A 22,930-nucleotide genomic window follows, 5' to 3' on the forward strand; every position below is an offset into this window, starting at 1 on the left:
GATATTTTCGGCTAAAAAAGGCAATTTAATGACTATATTGGGATTGAAGCCTTAAATATTCTCATGAAAACTTTTCTACCAATCGCCGCCCTGTCGCTGCTGACGGGCCTCGTTGCATTCGAACGCCGGTCGCAGGAATCAGCGCCCGCGCCGGCTGTTTCCGGTGAAATCGCAGTCTGCGGGCCGTCGTTTCAGAACCTGCAAGCGCCGCTGCTCAACGGCAAATATGTGGTGGCGCTGCCGGGATGGGGTAATTTTTCGTACAAGGTTTCTACCAGCTCCGACAGCTCCCAATTCTACTTCGATCAGGGGCTGAATATGTATTATGGTTATCATTTCAAAGAGGCAGTGGCCTCGTTCCGCGAAGCCGGACGGATCGATTCCACCAATGCGATGGCATTCTGGGGGCAGGCACTGGCAATGGGGCCTTACTACAATGCAGCGCACACTTACACCAAACCCGCCGAAGTGGCGCAGGCATTGGCCAGGATGAACAGCCTCACCGCCCACGCCACCGAGAAAGAAAAGCTGCTCATCGACGCCATGAATGCGCGCTATTCCGACGATCCGACCGACGCCAGACGCGCAGAACTCAACCAGGCCTATTCCGACAAACTGAAAAAGCTCGTAACCGGTTATCCCGACGAAAACGAGTTCAAACTGCTTTATATCGATTCGCAAATGCTCATGCATGCCTGGGATTTCTGGAAAAAGGATGGTACTGCCAAACCCTGGACGCCCGAGCTGGTGGCATTGTGCGAAAAGGCGCTGAAAGCAGCCCCGAAACATCCCGCCGCGCTGCATTACCATATTCACCTGACGGAGGCTTCGAAGCATCCCGAAGTGGCCCTCGCGAGCGCGGAGGCATTGCGTGACCTGCTCCCGGGCGTGGCGCACATGGTACACATGGCCAGCCATGAGTACGAGCGCAATGGCCTGTTCGCCGAAGGCGTGGAGGTGAACAACCTTGCCGACGACGCCCTGCTGAATTACGAAATGCTGGCCAAAAACCTGTCGCTAAACAAGCATTCGTCGCATTACTTTGCGGTACAGACCTACTGTGCGTTGAGCGCGGGCATGTATAGCGATGCCATGCGCTACGCCCAGCGCGTACGCCGGAGCGTGGCGCCAAAACCCGAAACCACTTACGACCAATACCTTTTCATGCTGCCCGTGATGACGCAGGTGCGAATGGGCAAATGGCAGCAAATCCTTGCCGATTCGGTCACGCCCGATCCGAAATGGATTTACGCAAGCCTGCTGTCGGATTTTGCAAAAGGCATTGCATTCGCCAACACCGGCCACCCCGATTCCGCCGCCGCAAGACTGGCATCGTTGAAATTAAAATCCCAGGACCCGGTTTTGGCAAAACGGAGAATCCCCTTCAATGCGCCGGTTGAAATAGCCGCTGTTGCGGAAAAGATTCTCGAAGGCGTAACCGCTATCTCGCGCAACGAACAGGCAAAGGGCATTGCCGCATTGCGCCAAGCCGTGAGCCTGGAAGACCAGCTCATTTACACCGAACCCAAAGACTGGCCGTTGCCTTCCCGCCAATTCCTGGGCGCATATGTGCTGAAATCGGGCAATGCGGTACTGGCCGAAAAGATCTATCGCGAAGACCTGGTATTCAACCCATCTAACGGCTGGTCGCTGCTGGGCTTGGCACAAAGCCTTAAAGCACAGCGAAAAACGAAGCAACTGGCGGGTATCAAAGCAAAATATGAACGTGCATTCGCGAAAGCCGAGCAGATTCCGGCAGGCTCTGTCTTTATAAAGTTATGAGCATTCTAAAAATCGGCAGATCGGGCCGGAATACCATCTTATCCGCCACGCTGGTAGCCGGCACGCTGGACATCCTTGCGGCATTCCTGGTGTATGCCGTAATATTGGAAAAAACCAGCCCGGCACGCATTCTCATGTCCATCGCCAGCGGCATTTTCGGCAAAGCGGCTTACTCGGGCGGCACGGCGATGGTCATTACCGGCTTGCTGCTGCATTTTGTGATCGCCTTTATTTTTTCCGTTTTCTATTACCTCATTTACCCGGGCCTGACCATTCTGCGTAGGCGCAAACTCCTCAGCGGCATTTTTTACGGCATTTTCATCTGGCTGGTGATGAACATCGGCGTTTTGCCCATCGTTTTCGAAGGCATGCCCCTCCCCGATCCCGGCGCGGCATTGCTCGGCATGGCGATCGTGGTCGCAGCCGTGGGGATACCGATTGCGTACATTGTGTCGGCGCCGCGGAGGTAATCGCTGATTGAACTGATTTTGAATGAAAGAAATATATCAAGACAAAGTCGACGGCTATAATGCATACGCCGCCCGGCTGGTACCCGAGCTCAACAGCCTTTCTTATACGCGGCTGGCCATCTTTCTGATCTCCGGCATTTTGATCATGCTGTTCGCGGCGAGCGGCTGGGCTATTCCCGTCGTGCTCACGGGCATTGCAGGCGCGGTCGTATTTGGGTTTACATTAAAAAGTTATAACCGCCTTTCTGCCGACAAAAAGCGGTCTGAGCTTTTAAAGCAAATCAATGAAAGCGAACTGCTGCGGATCGGCAACAATTTATCTTCCTTTCCTTCCGGCAACGAGTTCCTCCACCGCAACCACGATTACGCCGCCGATCTCGACATTTTCGGCAACCACTCTTTGTTCCAACTGCTCAACAGGACTACCACCGCCTCCGGAGCGCGGCTCCTCGCACATTGGCTTACCTCTCCTGCTGATCTGCAAACCGTTATTGATCGCCAGAATGCGGTGCAGGAACTGGTCCCCAAACTCGATTGGCGGCAGGAGTTCCAGGTTTCGGGAATGCTGTCCGAAACCACCAATAGCGATCATGAAATGCTTTTGAAATGGGTGGAAGAGCCGGTAAAGTTCCTGCCATCGCGAAAACAGCTGCTGACGATCAGCATACCGCTGGCGGCTGCGTCTAGCGTTGCATTGTTATACTTTCTATATCATTTCTTCTTCCGCCTCCAAGACCTTTCCGGCAGCCATCTATTACCGCTGGTATTGACGCTGATTGTCAATGCTGTTTACCTGCGTAAGTTCAGGCAAGTGGCCGAGCAAATTATCCTCAGCACGCAGCGGAACATCGGTATTCTCGGGGCCTACCAATCGTTGATTGAAACAATTGACAAACAAGATTTCAAAGCCAGGAAATTGACTGAGCTGCACGCAATTCTTACCCAGGCAGGCAGCCCGGCGGCGCGCGAGATAGCTGCATTGAAGAAAATACTCGAAATGTTCCAGCAAAAGGGCACCCGCAATACTGTTGGTAAAAATGCTTTTTATGGGATGATCAATAACCTGTGGCTGATCGACGTTCACCTGATCCTGCGAACGGAAGAATGGAAATCCCGGAACCGTGACCATATCCGCCCGTGGATCGCGGCGGTGAGCGAAATGGAAGCGCTTGCAAGCATTGCGGGGTTTGCCCATATCAACCCTAATTATACTTTTCCGGAGATTACCGAAGAACCTTATCTGATTGATTTCCGGGCGGTTGGGCATCCTTTGTTAAAGTCGCAAAAACGGATCAGCAACGACTTTACCATGAGCGGCCGCGGTGCCACGACGATGATTACCGGCTCCAATATGGCCGGGAAAAGTACATTTCTGCGCACGGTAGGCATTAACCTCGTACTCGCATTCACGGGCGCGCCGTGTTGCGCGTCGCAAGCGCGGGTATCGCTCCTGCGCATATTCACGAGCATGCGTACGCAGGACAACCTCGAAGAATCGGTATCGTCGTTCTACGCGGAACTGCAACGGATCGAGCAGTTGCTGACGCTCGTGGGCGAAGGCGAACCGATCTTCTTCCTGCTGGATGAAATGTTCAAAGGTACCAACTCGCAGGACCGTTTCCGTGGCGGCGTGTCGCTCATCCGCCAGCTCGGCGAGCTCAATGCATTTGGCATGATCTCCACCCACGATCTCGATCTCGCCAAACTGACCAGAGACCTCGCCATTGAAAATTTCAGTTTCAACAGCGTGATCTCCGACGGGCAGATTTCGTTCGACTACCGGCTCACACCGGGCATTTGTACCGATTTCAATGCGAGCGAGCTCATGAAACGCAGCGGCATACGCATTCTTTCCGACATCCAGCCGGCCTGAAAACTCAGGCACGCTCCAAGGTTGTTTCCAGGTATTCCTGCAAAGTGGTATCCGCCCGGGCGGTAATGGTGCCGTTGCCTTCCGGTCTGGATTTACCCGAAATCACCGCCTCGGTCATTTCCACAAAGTTGCGGACGCCGTCCGCCGAAAAACCGATCGACCTTAGCGTGTCGTCCCATTGCTTCCGGGGAATTTGCTGCGCTTTTATTTCCTTGTTCAAAACCTCGCTGAATGCATTGGCCACTTCGGCCGAGCTGAGCGACGCCGGACCGCTTAGTTCGTAGATGGTCCCGTCGCGGTCGTCGCCGAGCAGCACCTCCGCTGCAAAATGACCAACATCGGCGGGGCATATCATCGGAATTTTCTGGTCGACGGGAAAGAATGTGGGCAGCACGCCGGTTTCCTTCGCCGAATCGAGGTAGCCGAGCCAATTGCTGTAATAGTAGGCCGGGCGAATGAATGCCCGCGTGAGGTCGAGGCCATCGAATGCGTGTTCCAGCATGTACGACATGACCAGGTTACCCGTTCCCTCCCGGTGCTGCGCGCCCATCGACGAAAGTCCCACTATCTTATTGATACCGCTTGCGGCCAGTGCGGCGCGGTAGTTGGTAAGCACGTCGTTGGTTTCACCGAGTACGTTTGCTTCCTGGCCGGTTTCGGGCGTTAGTGCAAAAAGCGTCTCACCGTCGCGGAGAGCCACTTTTAGTGCCGGCAGGTTGTGCGCATCGGCCACCGCAGCGTCCGCCCCGCGCGATTTCAGTTCGTCAGCTTTCTCCTCATTTCTAACAACGCCTTTTACTGCTTCGCCGCTTTCCAAAAGTTTGTCGGTAACCGCCGAGCCTACCCGGCCCGATGCCCCCAAAATGATATGTGCCATGATTATTATTCAGTTTGTGATGAATTTAAAAATTGCGGTTACATCAAAAATCGAACCAACCTGAACCGGTCGGGGCTCCAAAATTGCCTCCACTGCTGCATTTTATCCGTTTTCACGAACCGCTCGTCAAAACGATTTCTCTGCCGACATTCGGCCCCATTCCTTTGTGGCAGAACTTTCCAACGTGCATTGTATGGACCGCCGTGATTTTATGCAAACCGCCGCGCTGGCAACCGGCGGCCTGCTGCTTTCCTTTTTTGTTCCCCAAAAATCCGCTGCCGCAATGCCCGCTAACGGTTTTTCGCCCAACGCATTGCTACGGATCGATACCGACGACACCATCCGCATTATCCACAACAAGGTCGAAATGGGCCAGGGTATCGCCACCACCCTGGCCATGCTCATTGCCGAGGAGCTGGATTGCGACTGGGCGCGCATCCGTGTGGAGCACCGGGTGATTGAAGGCGCGCATTTGGAAGAAAGTATGTGGATATCCTCCACCGGCGGTTCCGATACTACCCGCTCGGAATTCGACCGCTACCGCACCACGGGCGCCATCGCCCGCATGATGCTCGTACAGGCAGCCGCGCGGCGTATGCGCGTTCCGGCGGAGCAATGCATTACTGGCAATGGCTATGTGCAGGTCGGGGCGAAAAGATTCAGTTACGGTGCGTTGGCGGCCGATGCCGCATTAATGCCTGTTCCAACCGTGAAGCTCCGCGAGCGCAGCCAGTGGAAGCTGATTGGCGGCCGTGCGCTGCCGGGCGGCGGGCAACTAAGCCGGCCACAAAAGCTGGATGTGCCGGATAAGGTAAATGGAAAAACGAAATACGGTATCGATATCCAGTTTCCGGGGCTGCTGATCGCCGTGCTCGAACGATGCCCGGTATTTGGTGGTAAGGTCAGATCATTCGATGCGTCGGAGGCGCTGCGGGTGCCGGGTGTGCGCAAGGTGGTGGAAGTGCCCGAGGGTATTGCCGTGCTGGCCAACCATACCTGGGCAGCCTTGGAGGGGCGAAAAGCATTGCAAATCGAATGGGATACCGGCGGACGAGCCAACCCTGATAGCGAACAACTTTTCAACCAATACCGTGAACTTACCGGGCAGCCGGGCATTAAGGCACTGTCAAAAGGCAACCCCGAAACTGCCTGGCAAGGTGCGAATGCAGTTTACGAGCAGGAATTTCGCTTTCCGTTCCTGGCCCATTCACCGATGGAAACCCTCAATTGCACGGTAAAACTATCATCCAGCCAATGCGAAATATGGACGGCAACGCAGTCGCCTTCCCTGCACCGGCAGGAGGTAGCCCGGTCGCTGGGCTTTGGCGACGAGCAGGTTACGCTACACACGCCTGCCATGGGCGGCAGTTTCGGGCGGCGCGGCTCGTTCGGGAACGACTGGGTGATGGAGGCCGTGCATATTGCCCAGGCTTCGGGTGAGGCGGTGAAACTGATCTGGACGCGGGAAGACGACGTTCGGGGCGGCTATTACCGGCCGGTATACTTGCACCGGGTCAAAGCGGGCACGGATGCGGCTGGTATGCCCGTGGCCTGGAAACACGATGTGGTGGGCCAGTCGCTTTTTGTAAATACGGTTCTGGAAAAAGACATCGCGCCCAACGGCCTCGATTACAGCACGATCGACGGCGTGAATGGCTCGCCTTACATGGCCCGTTGCCCCGACCACTCGGTGACGCTGCATACCACCGCCAACAATGTGCCCGTGCTGGCATGGCGCTCGGTGGGCAATACGCATACCGCATTCGTGATGGAAACGGCGATCGACGAGCTGGCCTTCGCCGCGAAAACCGACGCCGTCGAGTACCGCAAAAAATTGCTGGCCAATCATCCGAGGCACCTCGCCGCATTGACTACCGCTGCCGATCAAGCGGGCTGGAACGATCCGTTACCGGCGGGGCATTTCCGTGGTGTGGCGGTGCACCAGGCAATGGGCAGCGTGGTGGCCCAGGTAATTGAAATATCCTTTGTTAACCAAAACCTGAAAGTACACCGCGTCGTGTGTGCCATTGCGTGCGGACTGGCTGTGAACCCCGACGGCATTGTGGCGCAAATGGAAAGCGGGATCATTTACGGGCTTACCGCTGCATTATTCGGGGAAATTACGATTGAGAAAGGCGCGATCCGGCAGAGCAATTTCCACGATTACCGCATATTACGAATGGAAGAAGCGCCGGTCATTGAAGTACACATTATCGAGGACGACGGTAAAATGGGCGGTGCGGGGGAGCCTGGCGTACCACCGGTGGCACCGGCACTGGCGAATGCATTCTTCGCGGCTGCAGGCAGGCGTGTGAGAAGTTTACCATTACTTTCCAATATTTGATAAATTCGGGTATGCAAAAGGCCGTTTCCAAACTATACCATATTCCGTTCTGGCTGGTTTACCATTATTTGTGGTGGGTGGTGGCGATGGGCAATCCGTGGAAAGCTGCGGAAAGCATTTTGTTTTCGCCTTATGCGGTCAAATTTGCGTTTTATGTGGCGCTGCAAGCTGTGGCGGTGTATTTCAATTTGTATTACCTCATTCCGAAATACCTCGAAAAAGGAAAATTCAACTCGTATGTCGGTTACCTGGGCATAACTTTACTGGCTACGGCACTGGCCATCGTTTCGGGATACTATGTCAGCGCTTGGGCGGCACATCAACCGGTAGAAACGCTTTTTGGCAGGGGTACCAATTGTTTTTTTTACTTTTTCGGCGAAGCAATGCCCTCCACTTTGGCAAGTACCACGCTGGCGATGAGCATTAAACTCACCAAAAACTGGATCAGTACCGAGCGGCGTAAACAGCTTTTGGAAAAAGAGAAACTGGAAACCGAACTCCGTTTTTTGAAATACCAGTTCAACCCCCATTTCCTGTTCAACAGCATTAATTCTATCTTTTTCCTGATCCATAAAAACCCCGACGTGGCCTCGTCCTCGCTGGCGAAATTTTCGGAATTGCTCCGGCATCACCTTTACGAATGCAATGATGAGCTCGTTCCGCTCGACAAGGAAGTCGCCTATCTCCGCAATTTCATCGCGCTCGAAAAACTGCGCCAAAACCGCGGCGTGAGCGCCACTACCGACATTCCGGATGATTTTCCAGCCGGTGCCGGCATTGCTCCGTTCATTTTAATGACTTTTGTTGAAAATGCTTTCAAACACGTTTCAAAAGATAGCGACCGCGACAACGAGATCGCAATCCACCTGCGGGTGCATTCCGACATGCTTGAATTTGAAGTTTCAAACAGCTCCTCCCCCCTTGCCACCAGACAGGCCGTGCATTACGGCGGCATCGGGCTCAAAAACGTGCAGCGCCGCCTCAACCTGATTTATCCCGGCCAGCACTCCCTCGATATCCGGCACAACGACCTCACCTTTCATGTGAACCTCCGCATTCCCCTGCTACCGCACAAAGAGGCCTCTACCACACAGCTCGCCATGCAATAGCTATTTATTTTAATTTACTTTTATTTAAAACACTTATTTTCTCTTTCGCAATGTTAACCCAAGGGTAATGTGCCCTTAACGGATTGATAACATTGCCCACCTACATTTGTGGCGGATTTAGCGGTCAACCTTTCCTTCTCTATACGTATACGGTCAGGCGGCATTTGCGTTTGACGACTGTTTTGCGCTGACATTGTTCCTGATGTCCGTCCGGCACCGGTATGCTCGTGCATGCCTCTTGCGAACATGCCCGGAACAGCCTGTTTTGCCATTGGCCCAAGGCAATCGCCTATCTCCACAATACCGGCCAACCATGCCGTAACGAGCACCTAACAAAGCATTTGAACAAAGTACCAATAATCAAACGAACAGAAAAAATGATGAAATTAATTACCGCATGTCTCGGACTATGCGCATTCCTCCTGCTTTGGGGCCCGGAAACACGGGCCCAGGGGAATGAGGCGTCTATCGTCGGGAAAGTGAGCGAAGGACAGGCCGGGCCGGTTGCAGGTGCCACGGTTTTTGTCAAGAACGAATCTACCGGTTTCAGCACTGGAACGGTCACCGATGCGAACGGCGACTACATTATCAAGCAGTTACCACTTGGTTCTCCCTATTCCATTACGGTGTCGTTTATCGGTTACGGTGAGCAGAAAAAAACCGGTTATGCATTGAACCAGGGCGATCAGCTGCGCCTGAATTTCGCGCTCGAAGCTTCGGCCAATGAACTGAAAGCCGTGGAGATTGTTGCCAACTCTTTGAAAAATACGGTGGTAACGCTGGGCGCATCTACCCCAGTAACGGCCCGCGACATTGCACGCCTTCCGGTGAATGGACGTAATTTCTCGACGCTCATCGACCTGTCGCCATTAAGCAACGGTAACAGCCTTGGCGGCCAGCTGGGGTCTTCCACCAATTTCAGTATCGACGGGATGACTTCACGGGGTACCATCGCCGGTGGCGGTACTTCCGGCGCTTACTCGATCTCCATGGAAGCGATCCGCGAATTTAAAGTGGTTACCAACGAATACGACGTGACTATGGGCCGTGCAGGCGGTGGTACCATCAGCACCGTGACCAAGTCGGGTACCAACCAGCTTTCGGGCAGCGCGTTCACATATATGCGTAACGACGCGCTTTCGAGCAAATACGACCTGCGCGGGAACAAGCGTACGCAGGAGTTTTCGACCTACCAATATGGATTTTCCCTCGGCGGGCCGATCATTAAGGATAAAGCACACTTTTTTGTAGCATGGGATCACCAGGCCGACTCCCGTCCGCTTTACATTGCGAACATCCTCAGCCCTGCCGACGAGGCCGCCAACCGTGTTACCAATGCTACCCTGGAACGTTTCGTTGGCATCGCACGCGACAAATACGGTGTTTCGAACAATCCGCAATACGGAGCATTCGACAAGGCAAAGGGTACCGACGCGATTTTTGCCCGTATCGACTGGCAGCTGAATGCGAAAAACCTCCTCACGATCCGCAACAACATGGTGATCGAGAACGACGCCCTTTCGGAAGGAGATAACTCGAGTATCAACTTTTACGAGTCGTACATCGACCGCAAGAAGTTCGACAACAGCCTCATGGCCTCGCTCCGGACGACCTTGAACCCGCGTGTGATCAATGAATTGAAGGTGCAGCATTTCTATGAGGACGTACAGGTGCTTCCGAGCTCCGAACTTCCTGCGGCGGGTATCCCGCGTGCGATCGTGGAAAACGTGGAATCCACTTCGGAAACAGCCAATTACCTGACTTCGATCCAGATCGGCGGCCAGCGTTTCTCGCCGGAATGGTTCAAAGGAACAGTGATCCAGGCGGTCGACAACCTATACTACAATACCGGAAAGATCAATTTTACATTCGGTATTGACATGATGTACAACCTCATGCACTCGCGTTACGGTAGCGAAATGAACGGCCGTTTCTATTTTACGGGGATGGACAATTTCAATAACCTGAAACCTTACCGCTATGCCCGCGAAATTTATCTGAATGAAGACCAGAGCAATAAAGTGAAGTCGCTGAGCACCGGTTTGTACGCGCAGATGGATACCAAGCTGGGCCTTGGCCTGGATATGACGGCCGGTTTGCGCCTCGATAATACTGTGTATCTCAACCGCGCGAATTTCAGCCAGGTTGTATTTGATGAATTGGGCATTAAAACCAATAACCGCATTAACACGCTTCAATTGCAGCCGCGCGTACAGTTTACGTGGGATGTGAACGAGCAGAGCAAGGATGTGATCCGTTTCGGTGCCGGTGTTTTCGGATCGGCATTGAACCCCTATTCGATGGTGAACAATATGCTGTTCGACGGTTCGAAAGTGGCTTCGGTGGAAATCCAGGGCAACCTTGTTCCTACGCCTGACTTCCCGCTCTACCGTCAGGACCCAACCAAAGCGCCAGGTGCTGAATTGTTCAATAATCCGGGTATCGAGCGTTTGATCACGATCAACACCAACAGTCCTGACGCGAAGGTTCCGGTAGTGTACAAGACCAATTTCTCGTACAATCACTTTTTCAGCGACCGCTTGCGTGTGGGTATCAGCGGTTACGCTTCGTGGGCACGCAACAACTACATGTACATCGACCGCAACATGGTGGACGAGCCATTCTTCCGCATCGGCGCAGAGGCTGACCGTGGCGTGTACGTGCCTGCCGAGAGCATCAGTGCGTCCAACGGTGCCACCAACTGGCTCAACAGCCGCCGCACGAAGCAAGTGGGCCGCGTACTCGAACTCGTGAGCGATGGAAAGAAAAACCAGTATGCATTGGTGATAGACGGTACTTTCAAGTATTTCAAAGACGGACAGATCACCGCTTCCTACACCTGGAACGACGCGAAGGATAATACTTCCTACAATGGTAACGTGGCCAACACCGCCACCCTCGACCAGATGGTGATCGACGATCCGCGCGACCTGAGCCGCATGAACTATGCCAACAACCAGTTCCGCAACAAGGTGGTGATTTACGGTACCGCACCGAGCTTCTGGGGCATTACCCTTGGCGTGCGCTACTCGGGCATCGGCGGTACACGCTACTCGCTGGCGGTGAGCGGTAATATGAACGGGGACTTCGTTTCTTCGAATGACCTGCCTTACGTGTACGATTACAACAGCTCGGCAACCCCGGAATATATCCGTACCGCGCTTAAAGCTATTGTCGATAACCCGGAGGCCGAAGAAAGCATCAAAGATTTTATTCGCAGAGACACGGGTAAAATGGCTGAGCGGAACGGCGGTGTGAACGGTTTCTACGGCGTATTCGACGTGCGTTTGGGTAAGAAGTTCAAGATTTACAAATCGCATGGAATCGAAGCGTCGATCGACGTGTTCAACTTTGCCAACTTCCTGAACAAAGACTGGGGCGTAGGTAATAACCTTGGCAAACAGACCCTGTACACGATCAAAAGCTTCGATAAGACCAAGAACGAGTTTGTTTACAATGTCAACAAAGGCGCCGGCGTATCCAGCTTAAATGGTAACCCTTACCAGATTCAGGTAGGCTTGCGCTACTCATTCTGATAGTTTTTGAATTAATACTAAAACCGGCTCCCGCGCATACCAGCAAGCGGGAGCCGGAAATCAACTAACGAGTGCATTTCATGAAAAAACTAATCCTGCTCTTAACCCTTTCCACATTTACATTCAAAAGCCTTCGCGCACAGGATGCGCACGTGATCCTGATCAGTATCGACGGCCTGCGACCGGAATTTTACAAAGACCCCACGTGGTCGATGGTGAACCTGCGGCAGGGAATGGAAACCGGCGCCTATGCCGATGGTGTGAACGGCGTTTTCCCGACCGTCACGTACCCGTCGCACACAACGATGATCACCGGCGTGAAGCCGATCAAGCACGGCGTTTACTACAATACCCCCCCCGAGCCGCTGGAAGTGACCGGCAAATGGATCTGGGATTACAAGACGATTAAAGTACCTACGATTTTCGGCGCGGCGAAAGATAAGGGGCTGAAAACGGCCTCGGTGTTCTGGCCAGTGTCGCTCGGTGGACCAGCAGATTATAACATTCCGGAATACTGGTATTTACCCGAAACCAAGGGCGGCAAGCGCAATATGACCAAAGCGCTGAACGAAAATTCCAATCCGCAAGGTTTTTACGAAGAAATCCAGCAGAATGCGACCGGCAAGCTGGAAGAAATCGATTTCGACGGTGAATACCTGAGCATCGACGACAACCTTTCCCGCACGAGCGCCTACATTATCCGCAAATACAAGCCCTCGTTCCTGGCCGTGCACCTGGTGGCCGTTGACCATTTCGAGCACGAACAAGGACGCGACGGCGATAAGGTCCGCGCCGCATTAACGAGCGTCGACCGGGGCATTAAAGCCATTCTGGAAGCCATCGAAAAAGCAGGTATCAAGGAAAAAACGACGGTGATCGTCACCGGCGATCATGGCTTTGTGGACATCCATTCGTCGCTTTCGCCCAATATGCTGCTCGCGCAGGCGGGTTTGTACGATCCTAAAAACCCCTCCGCCTGGAAAGCCTATTTCCACGCTTCGGGCGGCTCATCGTTCCTGCATTTGAAGGATAAAAACGATACGCAAACGCTGGAAAAAGCAAAAGCGGCATTGGCAAAGCTGCCGGTAAGCCAAAAAGCCATGTTCGAGATCAAGGACCGCGCCGCGCTGGACGCCATCGGCTCCGACCCGAATGCCGCATTCGCACTCGCTCCGAAGCAGGGATTCACCATCGGCAATGCGGCTACCGGCGACTTCGTGCGCGCGGCGAGCGGCGGTACCCACGGTTTCTTCCCCGATTTCAAAGAGATCCAGACCGGCTTCGTGGCATTTGGCCGCGGTATCAAAAAAGGCGCGGTAATCCCAGAAATGGGCTTGCAGGACATCGCCCCGCTGGTCGCAAAACTGCTGAGCATCGACTTCCCAACGGCCGACGGCACCGTCTACCCGGGCATGCTCACGAAAGAATAGCATTTAGGTTTGTAAGATAGATAAGAATCAATTGGAAAGGGCGTTGCGGTATGCGGCGTCCTTTTTTGTTTGCACGAAGGCACAATTTTTGCGGGGATGGTACGAAGCTCAGGCTTCGTACGTACTATTCGCAGGCCTCCGGCCGGTCCTTACCGAAAGGCCGCTTTGCGTGACCGGCCGGAGGCCTGCGAATAGTCGGCACGAAGCGGGAGCTTCGCGCCATTTCACCGCAAACACCAGCAATTATGAAAAGAACCTTGCAAATCGCCAACATCCTCGCGTTGATCGTCACGGTGGTGATCAACTATCTTTCCAACACCGGCATTTTCAACAACAATACGATGGCCAGCGTCTCGGCGCGGTACCAGAATTTCTTCACGCCATCCGGCTATGCATTCTCGATCTGGGGGCTCATTTACCTGCTCCTCGCCGCATTTGTGATTTACCAGGCGCGCGGTATTTCGGGCAAGCGCGAAGTTCCGGCGGTAGTGGAAAAGATCGGCTGGCTGTTTGTGATCTCCTGCGCGGCCAATTCGGCCTGGGTAATCGCGTGGCTTTACGATTTCACCGGGCTTTCGGTACTCATCATGGTAGTGCTGCTTACCTCGCTATGGCTGATCATCGTCCGCACGCGCATGGAAATGGATTTGATACCCATCAAAAAAATCGCCCTCACCTGGTGGCCGTTCGCCGTATACCTGGGTTGGATATCGGTAGCACTCATCGCCAATGTAGCCGCCTACTTCACGAAAATCGGCTGGGACGGTTTCGGCCTGTCACCGGTGGCCTGGACGGTGATTATGATCTGTGTCGCGGGCCTCGTATACCTGGGGCTTACCTGGGCACGCAACCTGCGCGAATCGTCGATGGTAGGTGTGTGGGCATTGATAGCCGTCGCGGCGGCCAACTGGGGCACCACGCCCGCGGTCGTGAATGCGGCGCTGATAGTTTCGGCGATCATTTTCATCAGCAGCGGTATCCACGCGTACCGGAACCGGGGACGGCACTTTCTGGAAGAAGCGCGCTGAAAAGCGCGCGGGCGCGAAGCTCTCGCTTCGTGTCTACCATTCGGAGGCCTCCGGCCGGTCAATATTGCATGATCACCTTGCGGTACTGACCGGCCGGAGGCCTGCGAATAATTTGCACGAAGCAGGAGCTTCGCGCCATTGCGCGGTTCATTTTGCAGTACTGACCGGCCGGAGGCCTGCGAATAATTTGCACGAAGCACGAGCTTCGCGCCATTCATCTGGCAAACTCCCGGCACCAGCCGACAATTTTCGGATACAATGCGGCCACGGTCTTGTCCGCATTCTCCTTTTTCAGTTTTATCAATGCCGTATTGAATTCCCGGAATTTCACAAATCCCCTGTTTTCGGCGTTCATCGTTTCGCGGCGCGCAATGAGGAACTTTGCGGTGGGCTCGTCGAATGTATCGAGGGCATAAAGCGAAAACAGCGCGTGAGTCATGTACTCGTTGAATACGGCCACAGGCGTGGTGTAAAAGCCCGACTTTGAAACCGGCGCCCAGAAATCCCGGTCGGCAAAAATGCTGTCTATCGAAAGTGCGAAGTCTGCCGTCCTGGGATTGACATAATTGTGATCTACTTCGGTGAAAATAGTGCCTGAAAGCAAGCCACGGCGTTGCTGGTCGTTCAGCTCCGGCTGGGTAGTATACACTTCCGGGCCGTTGACAAACAATAGCATTTCCTCAAACGACCGTCGATTTTCGTCCGATCCTGCAAACTGCTGCGTACTATGTCTGGAATATATGATTGGTGAGAAGATCAGTTTCGAAGTGTCGAATCCCTTACGGGCAAATTCTTTACTCAGCCACCGCTGCATTCCAGGTACGTCGCTCCATTCGGCCTGGCGTGTTATTAACTTCCGGTAATAGGGCAAATGCTTTTGGTAAAATTCCCTGAATTTCGACGTCTTCGCAAAATCCTCTACCAATCCGATATTGTTCCTGAATGCATTGGAGAAGGTCGAATCATCGGACCCGTACACGAAAAAGTATGGTGTGGGCACCAGCTTGTCACCACTGAACTGGTAGCACATGCTATTCTCCCTGAATTCGTAGTAGTTATGCACGTACCCCACCTCCGGAACGTCCAATGCTTTGAAAACCGGGTGACCGAGGTAGGATTTAAAATGCGCCATTACCTCCTCGTGATACGGCCCTGTTTCTATCATACTCCCCTTCTTCGGCCCGGTGGGAGAAAGCAACAACAGGATATTCGCCAGTTCGAAGGTCTCCGGAATCTCCACCAGCGCCCGCCCGCGGTTCTCGCGGATGTAATCAGCCGGAAAGAAAGCCGGCACACTATTGAAACGTAGCCGCAATTTATACTTACGCCCGGCCAGTTCCAGTGGGAAATAGTGTTTCTCTTCGAACGGAAAATTATCATTCCTGATCTGGATGGAATCATTTGCAAGATAGACGGTCACAGTCTTACCGGGAGCACCATCCGAACCCAGGTCGATCACATCCCACTGTTTGCCGGTTAGCATCATCGGCGTTGTCATGTGGCTGAACCGAACGCCGACCGCATTTGCAGAAATTTTCAGCGTATCCTTATGAAAAAATGTCGTGGGTGGCCCGCCGCCAGGTTGCGCGAAAGTCAATACCGGTACCAAAGCGAGCAGGATCAGGACGTATCGAAAAAGCATATAGATCAATTTTTACGATTGCAAAAAGTAGCAGCTTGTGGCGCGCGGGCGCGAAACTCTTGCTTCGTGTCTACTATTCGCAGGCCTCCGGCCGGGCGGGATTGCATGGTCATTTTGCAGTACTGACCGGCCAGAGGCCTGCGAATATTTTGCACGAAGCAGGAGCTTCGCGCCATTGCGCTTCCTCCCTAAATTGTAACCGCCAATATAACAATTAAAAGAATAAATTATCTAAAACATTCCCCTCGCCCTGCCGCAGGATCATCCGAAATAACCTTTCCAAGATTTTAATCCCTTTTTAACATCCTTTTAACATGGAGTTAAGGATGAAGTGCGGTTTTTGTATGCGTATAAGAGGCACACACCTACGAAAAGGACAATTTAAAAACCCGGCGCATCACAAACAGCGCATAAACGCAAGCTCATTTTCAAAGACTTGAAATGTCGACCCCGAACAAGGTCTTCAGATTATACAAAAGACTCAATAGCGACCCGTTAAGATGATCAAAGAATTGCTGAAATATCTCCTGCCCCTGTGCATTCTCCTGGTGGACGGATACAGCAATATGTATGCGGGTTCGCAGGAGCATCTGGTTTGCAGCTCTCCCATTCAGATCCTGACCAAATCGGAGCACCCGAATTTTGTACAGGCATTCAACGACGATAATCCGGCATTCCGCCTGCCCGACGCGGCCAGGAAATTCGCTGAGTTCGTCAAGGCTATCTCCGAGGAAAAAGACGAAGATTCCACTGAATCTTTCTCAGTCAAAAAACAACCGCACTCCGGCGGCGCATGGGCCTCTGCCGCTGCTTCACGCCAGTTCTTTTCTTTTTGTTACATTCCCAAAACACGGCCGTTACCGCAATCCGGCCAACAAATTTCCTCTCACCGCTACCTGAGGCTCCGCGTACTCAGGATTTGATCCCGCTCTGCGGCAGGTTATCCTACGGCCTGTCCATCCGGTTGTCGTGGCGCCAATCCCCGGTAGCTCACGGCTACCCCGCTGCGTGCCCAAGGGCACACCCATACGAACAGTAACTATCAAAAATTCCATTTTGCTAACTCCAAAAAACATCATGAAAAGAATTCTCATGCTCGTGAGCTTGGGTGCATTGTTGTATCAGACAGGCTGTACATCCAAACACGAAGAAGAAAAAGAAAAAGAGGTTAACTATTTAGTAACAAGCCCCTTACAAACGGACACTACCATCACGAAAGAGTACGTAAGCCAGATCCGGGCGATCAGCCATATCGAGCTGCGTGCATTGGAAAGAGGTTATTTGCAAAAAATATATGTGGATGAAGGTCAGTCGGTAAAAAAAGGCCAGCTGATGTTCCAGATCATGCCGCTCGTGTACCAGGCGGAGCAACAAAAGGCGCAGGCTGAGGCTAACTTCGCGGAAATCGAATTCAAAAACACCAAGGCGCTGGCCGACAGCAATGTAGTTTCCAAAAACGAACTCGCATTGGCCAAAGCGAAACTGGACAAAGCGAAAGCGGAACTCGGCCTGGCGTCGACACACCTCGGATTTACGGAAATCCGCGCGCCGTTTAACGGTATCATGGACCACTTCCAGGTGCGGCTGGGAAGTCTCGTGGACGAGGGCGACCTGCTCACTACCCTATCCGACAACAGCGATATGTGGGTGTACTTCAACGTTCCGGAAGCGGAATACCTGGATTACAAATCCGGCGAAGACAGCGGTAATCTCCTGAAAGTGAAGCTCAAAATGGCCAACGAAAAAATCTTCGATCACACCGGGGCGGTGAAAACGATCGAGGCCGATTTCAATAACGAAACAGGTAACATCGCATTCCGTGCCACGTTCCCGAACCCGAAAGGTTTGCTGCGCCACGGCGAAACAGGCAATGTGCAGATCAGTGTACCGCTTAAACATGCATTGCTGATCCCGCAGAAAGCTACTTTCGAGGTTTTGGAAAAAAAATACTGCTACGTGCTCGATAAGGACAACAAGGTACAGTCACGCGAGATCACGATCGGTGCCGAATTGCCGCACATTTTCGCGGTATCACACGGCCTTCAGAAAGACGACAAAATTTTGCTCGAAGGCTTGCGCCAGGTTCGCGAAAACCAGAAGATCAGCTACAAATTCCAGAAGCCCGATTCGGTCATTTCTCACCTAAGCCTGTACGCGGAATAATCAGGTCCGAAAGCAAAAGATATGTTTAATCAATTCATACGACGACCTGTATTCGCGATTGTGATATCGGTCATGATAGTCTTTATTGGTATACTGGCTATCAAAAAACTGCCTATCTCGCAGTTCCCTGACATTGCTCCTACCACTGTTAACATCTTTATCGCCTATCCGGGATCGAGTGCGGATGTTTTGGTAAAATCCACGCTTATTACGCTGGAACAGGCCATTAACGGTGTTCAGGATATGCGTTACATCGCTACCGATGCCACCAGTGCCGGTGAAGCGACGCTTCGTATTATTTTCGAACCCGGTACCGACCCGAACGACGCCGTTATCCGTGTAAAAACGCGGGTTGACCAGGTAATGCCGCTGCTCCCCGAGCTTGTGCAGCGTGAAGGGGTAATTATCACGCCCATTCAGCCGAGTATGTTGATGTACGTCAACCTGTACTCCAAGACCAAGAGCATTGATGAGAAATTCCTTTTCAACTACGCTACCGTTAAAATGATCCCTGAAATCCAGCGGACCAAAGGGGTAGCGCGGGCGCAGATCCTCGGTAGCCGCCGTTACGCGATGCGCGTATGGCTCAACCCCGACCGTATGCGTGCGTACAGCATTTCGGTGGAAGAAGTAATGAAGTCGCTGGCCGAGCAAAGTATCATCGGTCGTCCGGGCCGTATCGGACAAAGCTCCGGTATCGCGGCACAATCCCTGGAATACGTACTGACCTACAAAGGCCGTTACAGCGAGCCGAAAGAGTACGAAGACATCATTGTCCGGGCCAACAAGGAAGGTGAAAGCATCCATTTGAAGGACATTGCAAAAGTGGAGCTCGGTAGTGAATTCTTCGATATTTACTCCAACCTCGACGGCAAGGCCTCTGCGGCGATCGTTTTGCGCCAGAACTACGGTAGTAACGCGAGCGACGTGATCTCTGAAGTGAAGAAGAAACTCGATGTGATGAAAACGTCCTTCCCTCCGGGCATGGATTACAAGATCAGCTACGACGTTTCGCAGTTCCTCGACGCCTCTATCGAGCAGGTAATCGATACCCTGCGTGACGCATTCATCCTCGTGGCATTGGTAGTATTCCTCTTCCTGGGCGACTGGCGCTCAACCCTGATCCCGATCCTCGCGGTTCCGGTATCATTGGTGGGGGCATTCTTTGTAATTCAGGGCTTCGGGCTATCCATTAACCTGATCACACTCTTCGCATTGGTATTGGCGATCGGTATTGTGGTCGATGACGCGATTGTGGTGGTGGAGGCGGTCCACGCCAAGTTTGAGGAGGAACCCGGCATATCGCCTTACAATGCGGTGAAAAAGGTACTGGCCGAAATCAGCGGCGCGATCATCGCGATCACCGCCGTAATGGTGTCGGTATTCGTACCTATCTCCTTTATGTCGGGTCCCGTGGGTACATTCTACCGCCAGTTCTCCATTACAATGGCAAGCTCGATTGTGATCTCGGCATTGATCGCCTTGACGCTCACGCCCGTATTGTGTGCGATGCTTTTGAAAGGCCACCACGGCCACGCCAGAAAGAAATCCATTATGGACAAGGGGATCGACGCATTCAACCGGGGTTTTGAAAAACTCACCGGCCGCTATGTCGCCTTGCTGAACCGGATCGTGGCACGCCGTCTGGTTACATTTATCGTCCTCGGTCTGTTCTGTTTCGGTATCTACTGGGCCAACTCGATTGTACCCGCAGGTTTTATCCCTAACGAAGACCAGAGTACCATTTACGCGATCATCCAGACACCTCCGGGGTCTACTTTGGAAAAAACCAACGAGGTATCGCGTCGTCTGCAAAAGATTTGCGAGGAAGTGGAAGGTATCGAATCGGTATCGTCACTGGCAGGTTACGAGATTATGACGGAAGGCCGCGGTTCCAATGCGGGTACCTGTTTGATCAACCTTAAACCTTGGCATGAACGCGAGCAGAATGTAAAAGAGATCATGGAAGAGTTGGAACACGCTTCCAAAGGCCTCGGCGCGACGGTCGAATTCTTCGAACCACCAGCGATCCCTGGTTTCGGTACCTCAGGTGGTTTCTCGATGCGTTTGCTCGATAAAAACACCGATACCGATTACCAGGAGTTCGACAAGATCAACAAGCAATTCCTCGAAGATCTCGGCAAACGCAAAGAGCTGACCGGTTTGTTCACCTTCTTCGCTGCGAATTATCCGCAGTACGAACTCGAAATCGATAACAAATTGGCGATGCAGAAAGGCGTGTCGATCGGTAAAGCGATGGATAACCTCAACATCATGATCGGTAGTACTTACGAACAGGGTTTTATCAAATTCAACCAGTTCTTTAAAGTATACGTACAATCCGATCCGAAGTACAGGAGGCTTCCTTCCGACCTTTTGAACCTGTTCGTGAAAAACGAAGCGGGTGAAATGGTGCCTTACTCGGCATTCATGAAGCTCAAAAAAGGACAGGGACCTAACGAGATCACCCGTTTTAACCTCTATAACTCGGCGGCGATCCAGGGACTTCCTGCAAAAGGCTACACGACGGCCGAAGCCATCGCGGCGATCCGCGAAGTATCTGCGAAAACGCTTCCGAAAGGTTACGATATCGCATTCGAAGGGCTTTCCTACGACGAATCGATCCGCGGAAACGAGTCGGTGGTGGTATTCATGATCGTATTGGCATTCGTGTACCTGGTACTTGCCGCGCAATACGAAAGCTTCATCATTCCGCTCGCGGTAGTATTGTCGCTGCCTGTCGGGGTGTTCGGATCGTTCCTGATGCTGAAACTGATGGGCCTCGAAAACAACATCTACGCGCAGATCGGTCTGATCATGCTCGTCGGTCTGCTCGGTAAGAACGCCGTATTGATTGTGGAATTCGCGGTGCAGAAACGCGCCGAAGGAGCCACCATCCTGGCGGCGGCGATCGAAGGTGCGAGGGTACGTTTCCGTCCGATCCTCATGACCTCGTTCGCATTCGTGGCCGGTCTGATCCCGTTGATCCTGGCTACCGGCGCCGGCGCGATCGGTAACCGTACGATCGGCTCCTCCGCAATGGGTGGTATGTTGTTCGGTACCGTTTTCGGGGTCATCATCATCCCGGGATTGTACTACATATTCGCTAAAATGGCCGATGGCAGAAAACTGATCAGGGACGAAGAAGACAGCTCGCTGTCCGAAGGGTTCGTTCACGCCATTGACGCTTTCCCCCACTCAGAAGATAAAGACGAACATGCGAAATAAGAGAATATTGAACTGGGCCGGCATCGCGTTCATCGGGCTGACCTACCAGGCCTGTAACATCCCGGTGCTGACCCAGAGAACAGAAAACAAAGTGGTACCTGTGAGCTTCAACGGCTCGCAGGACTCCACCAACACCGGCAAGGTTAGCTGGAAAACGTTTTTCACCGACCCGAACCTGAATGCCCTCATCGACACGGCGTTCCGGAACAACCAGGAGTTGAACATCACGATGCAGGAAATTGCGATCTCGCAGAACGAGATCCAGGCCCGCAAAGGGGAATACCTGCCGTTCGTAGGCCTGCGCGGTGGTGCGGGTGTCGAGAAAGCGGCACGTTACACCAACATCGGCGCCAGCGAAGCTACTACCGACATCAAGCCGGGCAGGGAAACGCCCGATCCGCTGCCGGATGTGAATATTGCAGCCGTAGCGCGTTGGGAAGTCGATATCTGGCACAAGCTGCGCAATGCGAAAAAAGCGGCGGCTACCCGGTATTTGTCTTCCATCGAAGGTAAAAACTTCATGATGACCAACCTGGCGGCCGAAATCGCAAACTCCTATTACGAACTCCTCGCGCTGGACACGCAGCTGGCCATTATCCGCCAGAACATCGATATCCAGAACAATGCGTTGAAGATCGTGCGCATGGAGAAAGAAGCAACCCGCGTGACCGAACTGGCCGTTCGCCGGTTCGAAGCACAGGTGCTGAAAACGCAAAACCTGCAATACGGTATCCAGCAGCAGATCATCGAAACCGAGAACCGGATCAACTTCCTCGTCGGACGTTACCCGCAGCCGGTACAGCGCAGCAGCCAGGGCTTCGAAAACCTCGTTCCGAACGTCATGCAATCGGGTATCCCTTCACAGTTGCTTTCCAACCGTCCGGATATCAAACAGGCGGAGCTCGATCTGGAAGCTGCTAAAATTGACGTGACCGTGGCCCGCGCGAACTTCTATCCTTCGCTCGGCTTGTCGGCAAGCCTCGGTTTGCAGGCATTCAGCCCGATTTACCTCGCCCGCGTACCCGAGTCGATCATGGGATCGCTCATCGGCGACCTGGCTGGCCCGGTGATCAACCGTTACGCGATCCGCGCGGGTTATGCCAATGCGAACGCCCGCCAGATCCAGGCGATTTACAACTACGAACGTACCGTACTGAATGCGTACATCGAAGTCGTGAACCAGCTTTCGAATATCAATAACCTGGAAAAAAGCTTCGACCTGAAAACGAAAGAAGTGGAAGCGCTGAACCAGTCGACCACGATTTCGAACCGGTTGTTTGCCTCGGCCCGCGCCGATTATATGGAAGTATTGCTGACCCAGCGCGACGCGTTGGAGTCGAAATTCGAACTGATCGAAACCAAGATGCGCCAGATGAATGCCATGGTGAATATCTACCGGGCACTCGGAGGCGGCTGGAATTGACAGATTAACTTAGGATGTGGTTTTT

Annotated in this window: 14 protein-coding genes; 12 read left to right on the plus strand and 2 right to left on the minus strand. The window is 53.1% G+C overall.

Annotated features, from left to right (window positions below; genetic code table 11):
- Nucleotides 1-63: 63 nt before the first annotated feature.
- From BLQ88_RS18220 to BLQ88_RS18230, 3 genes are read left to right on the plus strand one after another with little or no spacing between them, the layout of a single operon-like run.
- Nucleotides 64-1,782: a hypothetical protein gene (locus BLQ88_RS18220; protein ID WP_090153032.1), complete on the plus strand. Its 1,719-nt coding sequence runs from the start codon at nucleotides 64-66 to the stop codon at nucleotides 1,780-1,782.
- Nucleotides 1,779-2,252: a DUF1440 domain-containing protein gene (locus BLQ88_RS18225; protein WP_090153034.1), complete on the plus strand. Its 474-nt coding sequence runs from the start codon at nucleotides 1,779-1,781 to the stop codon at nucleotides 2,250-2,252. The genes BLQ88_RS18220 and BLQ88_RS18225 overlap by 4 nt, the downstream gene beginning before the upstream one ends.
- Nucleotides 2,253-2,274: 22 nt before the next feature.
- Nucleotides 2,275-4,125, plus strand: coding sequence for a MutS-related protein (locus BLQ88_RS18230; RefSeq protein WP_090153037.1), 1,851 nt, complete (start codon nucleotides 2,275-2,277; stop codon nucleotides 4,123-4,125).
- 4 nt (nucleotides 4,126-4,129) lie between these two features.
- On the opposite strand, the gene BLQ88_RS18235 is transcribed toward BLQ88_RS18230, so the two are convergent.
- On the minus strand, nucleotides 4,130-5,002 hold the full coding sequence (locus BLQ88_RS18235) for an NmrA family NAD(P)-binding protein (RefSeq protein ID WP_090153040.1): 873 nt from the start codon (nucleotides 5,000-5,002) through the stop codon (nucleotides 4,130-4,132).
- 193 nt (nucleotides 5,003-5,195) lie between these two features.
- Here BLQ88_RS18235 and BLQ88_RS18240 point away from each other — a divergent pair, with 193 nt between their 5' ends.
- The 5 genes from BLQ88_RS18240 to BLQ88_RS18260 all read left to right on the plus strand — a co-directional run bounded on the left by BLQ88_RS18240 (nucleotide 5,196) and on the right by BLQ88_RS18260 (nucleotide 14,449).
- Nucleotides 5,196-7,346, plus strand: coding sequence for a xanthine dehydrogenase family protein molybdopterin-binding subunit (locus BLQ88_RS18240; protein WP_090153042.1), 2,151 nt, complete (start codon nucleotides 5,196-5,198; stop codon nucleotides 7,344-7,346).
- Between the two features lie 11 nt (nucleotides 7,347-7,357).
- Entirely contained in the window at nucleotides 7,358-8,455 is a 1,098-nt protein-coding gene (locus BLQ88_RS18245; RefSeq protein WP_090153048.1) for a sensor histidine kinase, read from the plus strand.
- Nucleotides 8,456-8,832: 377 nt separating this feature from the next.
- Nucleotides 8,833-11,991: a TonB-dependent receptor gene (locus tag BLQ88_RS18250; protein ID WP_090153051.1), complete on the plus strand. Its 3,159-nt coding sequence runs from the start codon at nucleotides 8,833-8,835 to the stop codon at nucleotides 11,989-11,991.
- 80 nt (nucleotides 11,992-12,071) lie between these two features.
- The gene (locus tag BLQ88_RS18255; protein WP_229212737.1) at nucleotides 12,072-13,421 is read left to right on the plus strand and encodes an alkaline phosphatase family protein; all 1,350 of its coding nucleotides are present in this window, start codon (nucleotides 12,072-12,074) and stop codon (nucleotides 13,419-13,421) included.
- Between the two features lie 245 nt (nucleotides 13,422-13,666).
- Nucleotides 13,667-14,449, plus strand: a complete 783-nt coding sequence (locus tag BLQ88_RS18260) for a TspO-related membrane protein (RefSeq protein ID WP_090153053.1) — start codon at nucleotides 13,667-13,669, stop codon at nucleotides 14,447-14,449.
- Nucleotides 14,450-14,663: 214 nt separating this feature from the next.
- Here BLQ88_RS18260 and BLQ88_RS18265 read toward each other — a convergent pair whose 3' ends face one another.
- The gene (locus tag BLQ88_RS18265) at nucleotides 14,664-16,091 is read right to left on the minus strand and encodes a DUF4932 domain-containing protein (protein WP_090153056.1); all 1,428 of its coding nucleotides are present in this window, start codon (nucleotides 16,089-16,091) and stop codon (nucleotides 14,664-14,666) included.
- A 500-nt stretch (nucleotides 16,092-16,591) separates the two neighbouring features.
- On the opposite strand from BLQ88_RS18265, the gene BLQ88_RS18270 reads away from it, so the two are divergent.
- From BLQ88_RS18270 to BLQ88_RS18285, 4 genes are all read left to right on the plus strand, one after another.
- Nucleotides 16,592-17,014 carry a hypothetical protein gene (locus tag BLQ88_RS18270; RefSeq protein WP_090153059.1) on the plus strand — a complete coding sequence of 141 codons (423 nt, stop codon included), beginning with the start codon at nucleotides 16,592-16,594 and terminating at the stop codon, nucleotides 17,012-17,014.
- 154 nt (nucleotides 17,015-17,168) lie between these two features.
- On the plus strand, nucleotides 17,169-18,254 hold the full coding sequence (locus tag BLQ88_RS18275) for an efflux RND transporter periplasmic adaptor subunit (protein ID WP_090153060.1): 1,086 nt from the start codon (nucleotides 17,169-17,171) through the stop codon (nucleotides 18,252-18,254).
- A gap of 21 nt (nucleotides 18,255-18,275) precedes the next feature.
- Entirely contained in the window at nucleotides 18,276-21,482 is a 3,207-nt protein-coding gene (locus BLQ88_RS18280) for an efflux RND transporter permease subunit (protein ID WP_090153063.1), read from the plus strand.
- Entirely contained in the window at nucleotides 21,472-22,905 is a 1,434-nt protein-coding gene (locus BLQ88_RS18285; RefSeq protein WP_090153065.1) for a TolC family protein, read from the plus strand. The genes BLQ88_RS18280 and BLQ88_RS18285 overlap by 11 nt, the downstream gene beginning before the upstream one ends.
- Nucleotides 22,906-22,930: the final 25 nt, after the last annotated feature.

The organism is Dyadobacter soli, assembly GCF_900101885.1.
Taxonomy (GTDB): Bacteria; Bacteroidota; Bacteroidia; order Cytophagales; family Spirosomataceae; genus Dyadobacter; species Dyadobacter soli.

Coding starts and splice junctions, on each gene's coding strand:
- BLQ88_RS18220 (WP_090153032.1), top strand. CDS start 64: ATGAAAACTTTTCTACCAATCGCCGCCCTGTCGCTGCTGACGGGCCTC.
- BLQ88_RS18245 (WP_090153048.1), top strand. CDS start 7,358: ATGCAAAAGGCCGTTTCCAAACTATACCATATTCCGTTCTGGCTGGTT.
- BLQ88_RS18235 (WP_090153040.1), bottom strand. CDS start 5,002: ATGGCACATATCATTTTGGGGGCATCGGGCCGGGTAGGCTCGGCGGTT.
- BLQ88_RS18240 (WP_090153042.1), top strand. CDS start 5,196: ATGGACCGCCGTGATTTTATGCAAACCGCCGCGCTGGCAACCGGCGGC.
- BLQ88_RS18230 (WP_090153037.1), top strand. CDS start 2,275: ATGAAAGAAATATATCAAGACAAAGTCGACGGCTATAATGCATACGCC.
- BLQ88_RS18250 (WP_090153051.1), top strand. CDS start 8,833: ATGATGAAATTAATTACCGCATGTCTCGGACTATGCGCATTCCTCCTG.
- BLQ88_RS18280 (WP_090153063.1), top strand. CDS start 18,276: ATGTTTAATCAATTCATACGACGACCTGTATTCGCGATTGTGATATCG.
- BLQ88_RS18265 (WP_090153056.1), bottom strand. CDS start 16,091: ATGCTTTTTCGATACGTCCTGATCCTGCTCGCTTTGGTACCGGTATTG.
- BLQ88_RS18285 (WP_090153065.1), top strand. CDS start 21,472: ATGCGAAATAAGAGAATATTGAACTGGGCCGGCATCGCGTTCATCGGG.
- BLQ88_RS18260 (WP_090153053.1), top strand. CDS start 13,667: ATGAAAAGAACCTTGCAAATCGCCAACATCCTCGCGTTGATCGTCACG.
- BLQ88_RS18270 (WP_090153059.1), top strand. CDS start 16,592: ATGATCAAAGAATTGCTGAAATATCTCCTGCCCCTGTGCATTCTCCTG.
- BLQ88_RS18255 (WP_229212737.1), top strand. CDS start 12,072: ATGAAAAAACTAATCCTGCTCTTAACCCTTTCCACATTTACATTCAAA.
- BLQ88_RS18275 (WP_090153060.1), top strand. CDS start 17,169: ATGAAAAGAATTCTCATGCTCGTGAGCTTGGGTGCATTGTTGTATCAG.
- BLQ88_RS18225 (WP_090153034.1), top strand. CDS start 1,779: ATGAGCATTCTAAAAATCGGCAGATCGGGCCGGAATACCATCTTATCC.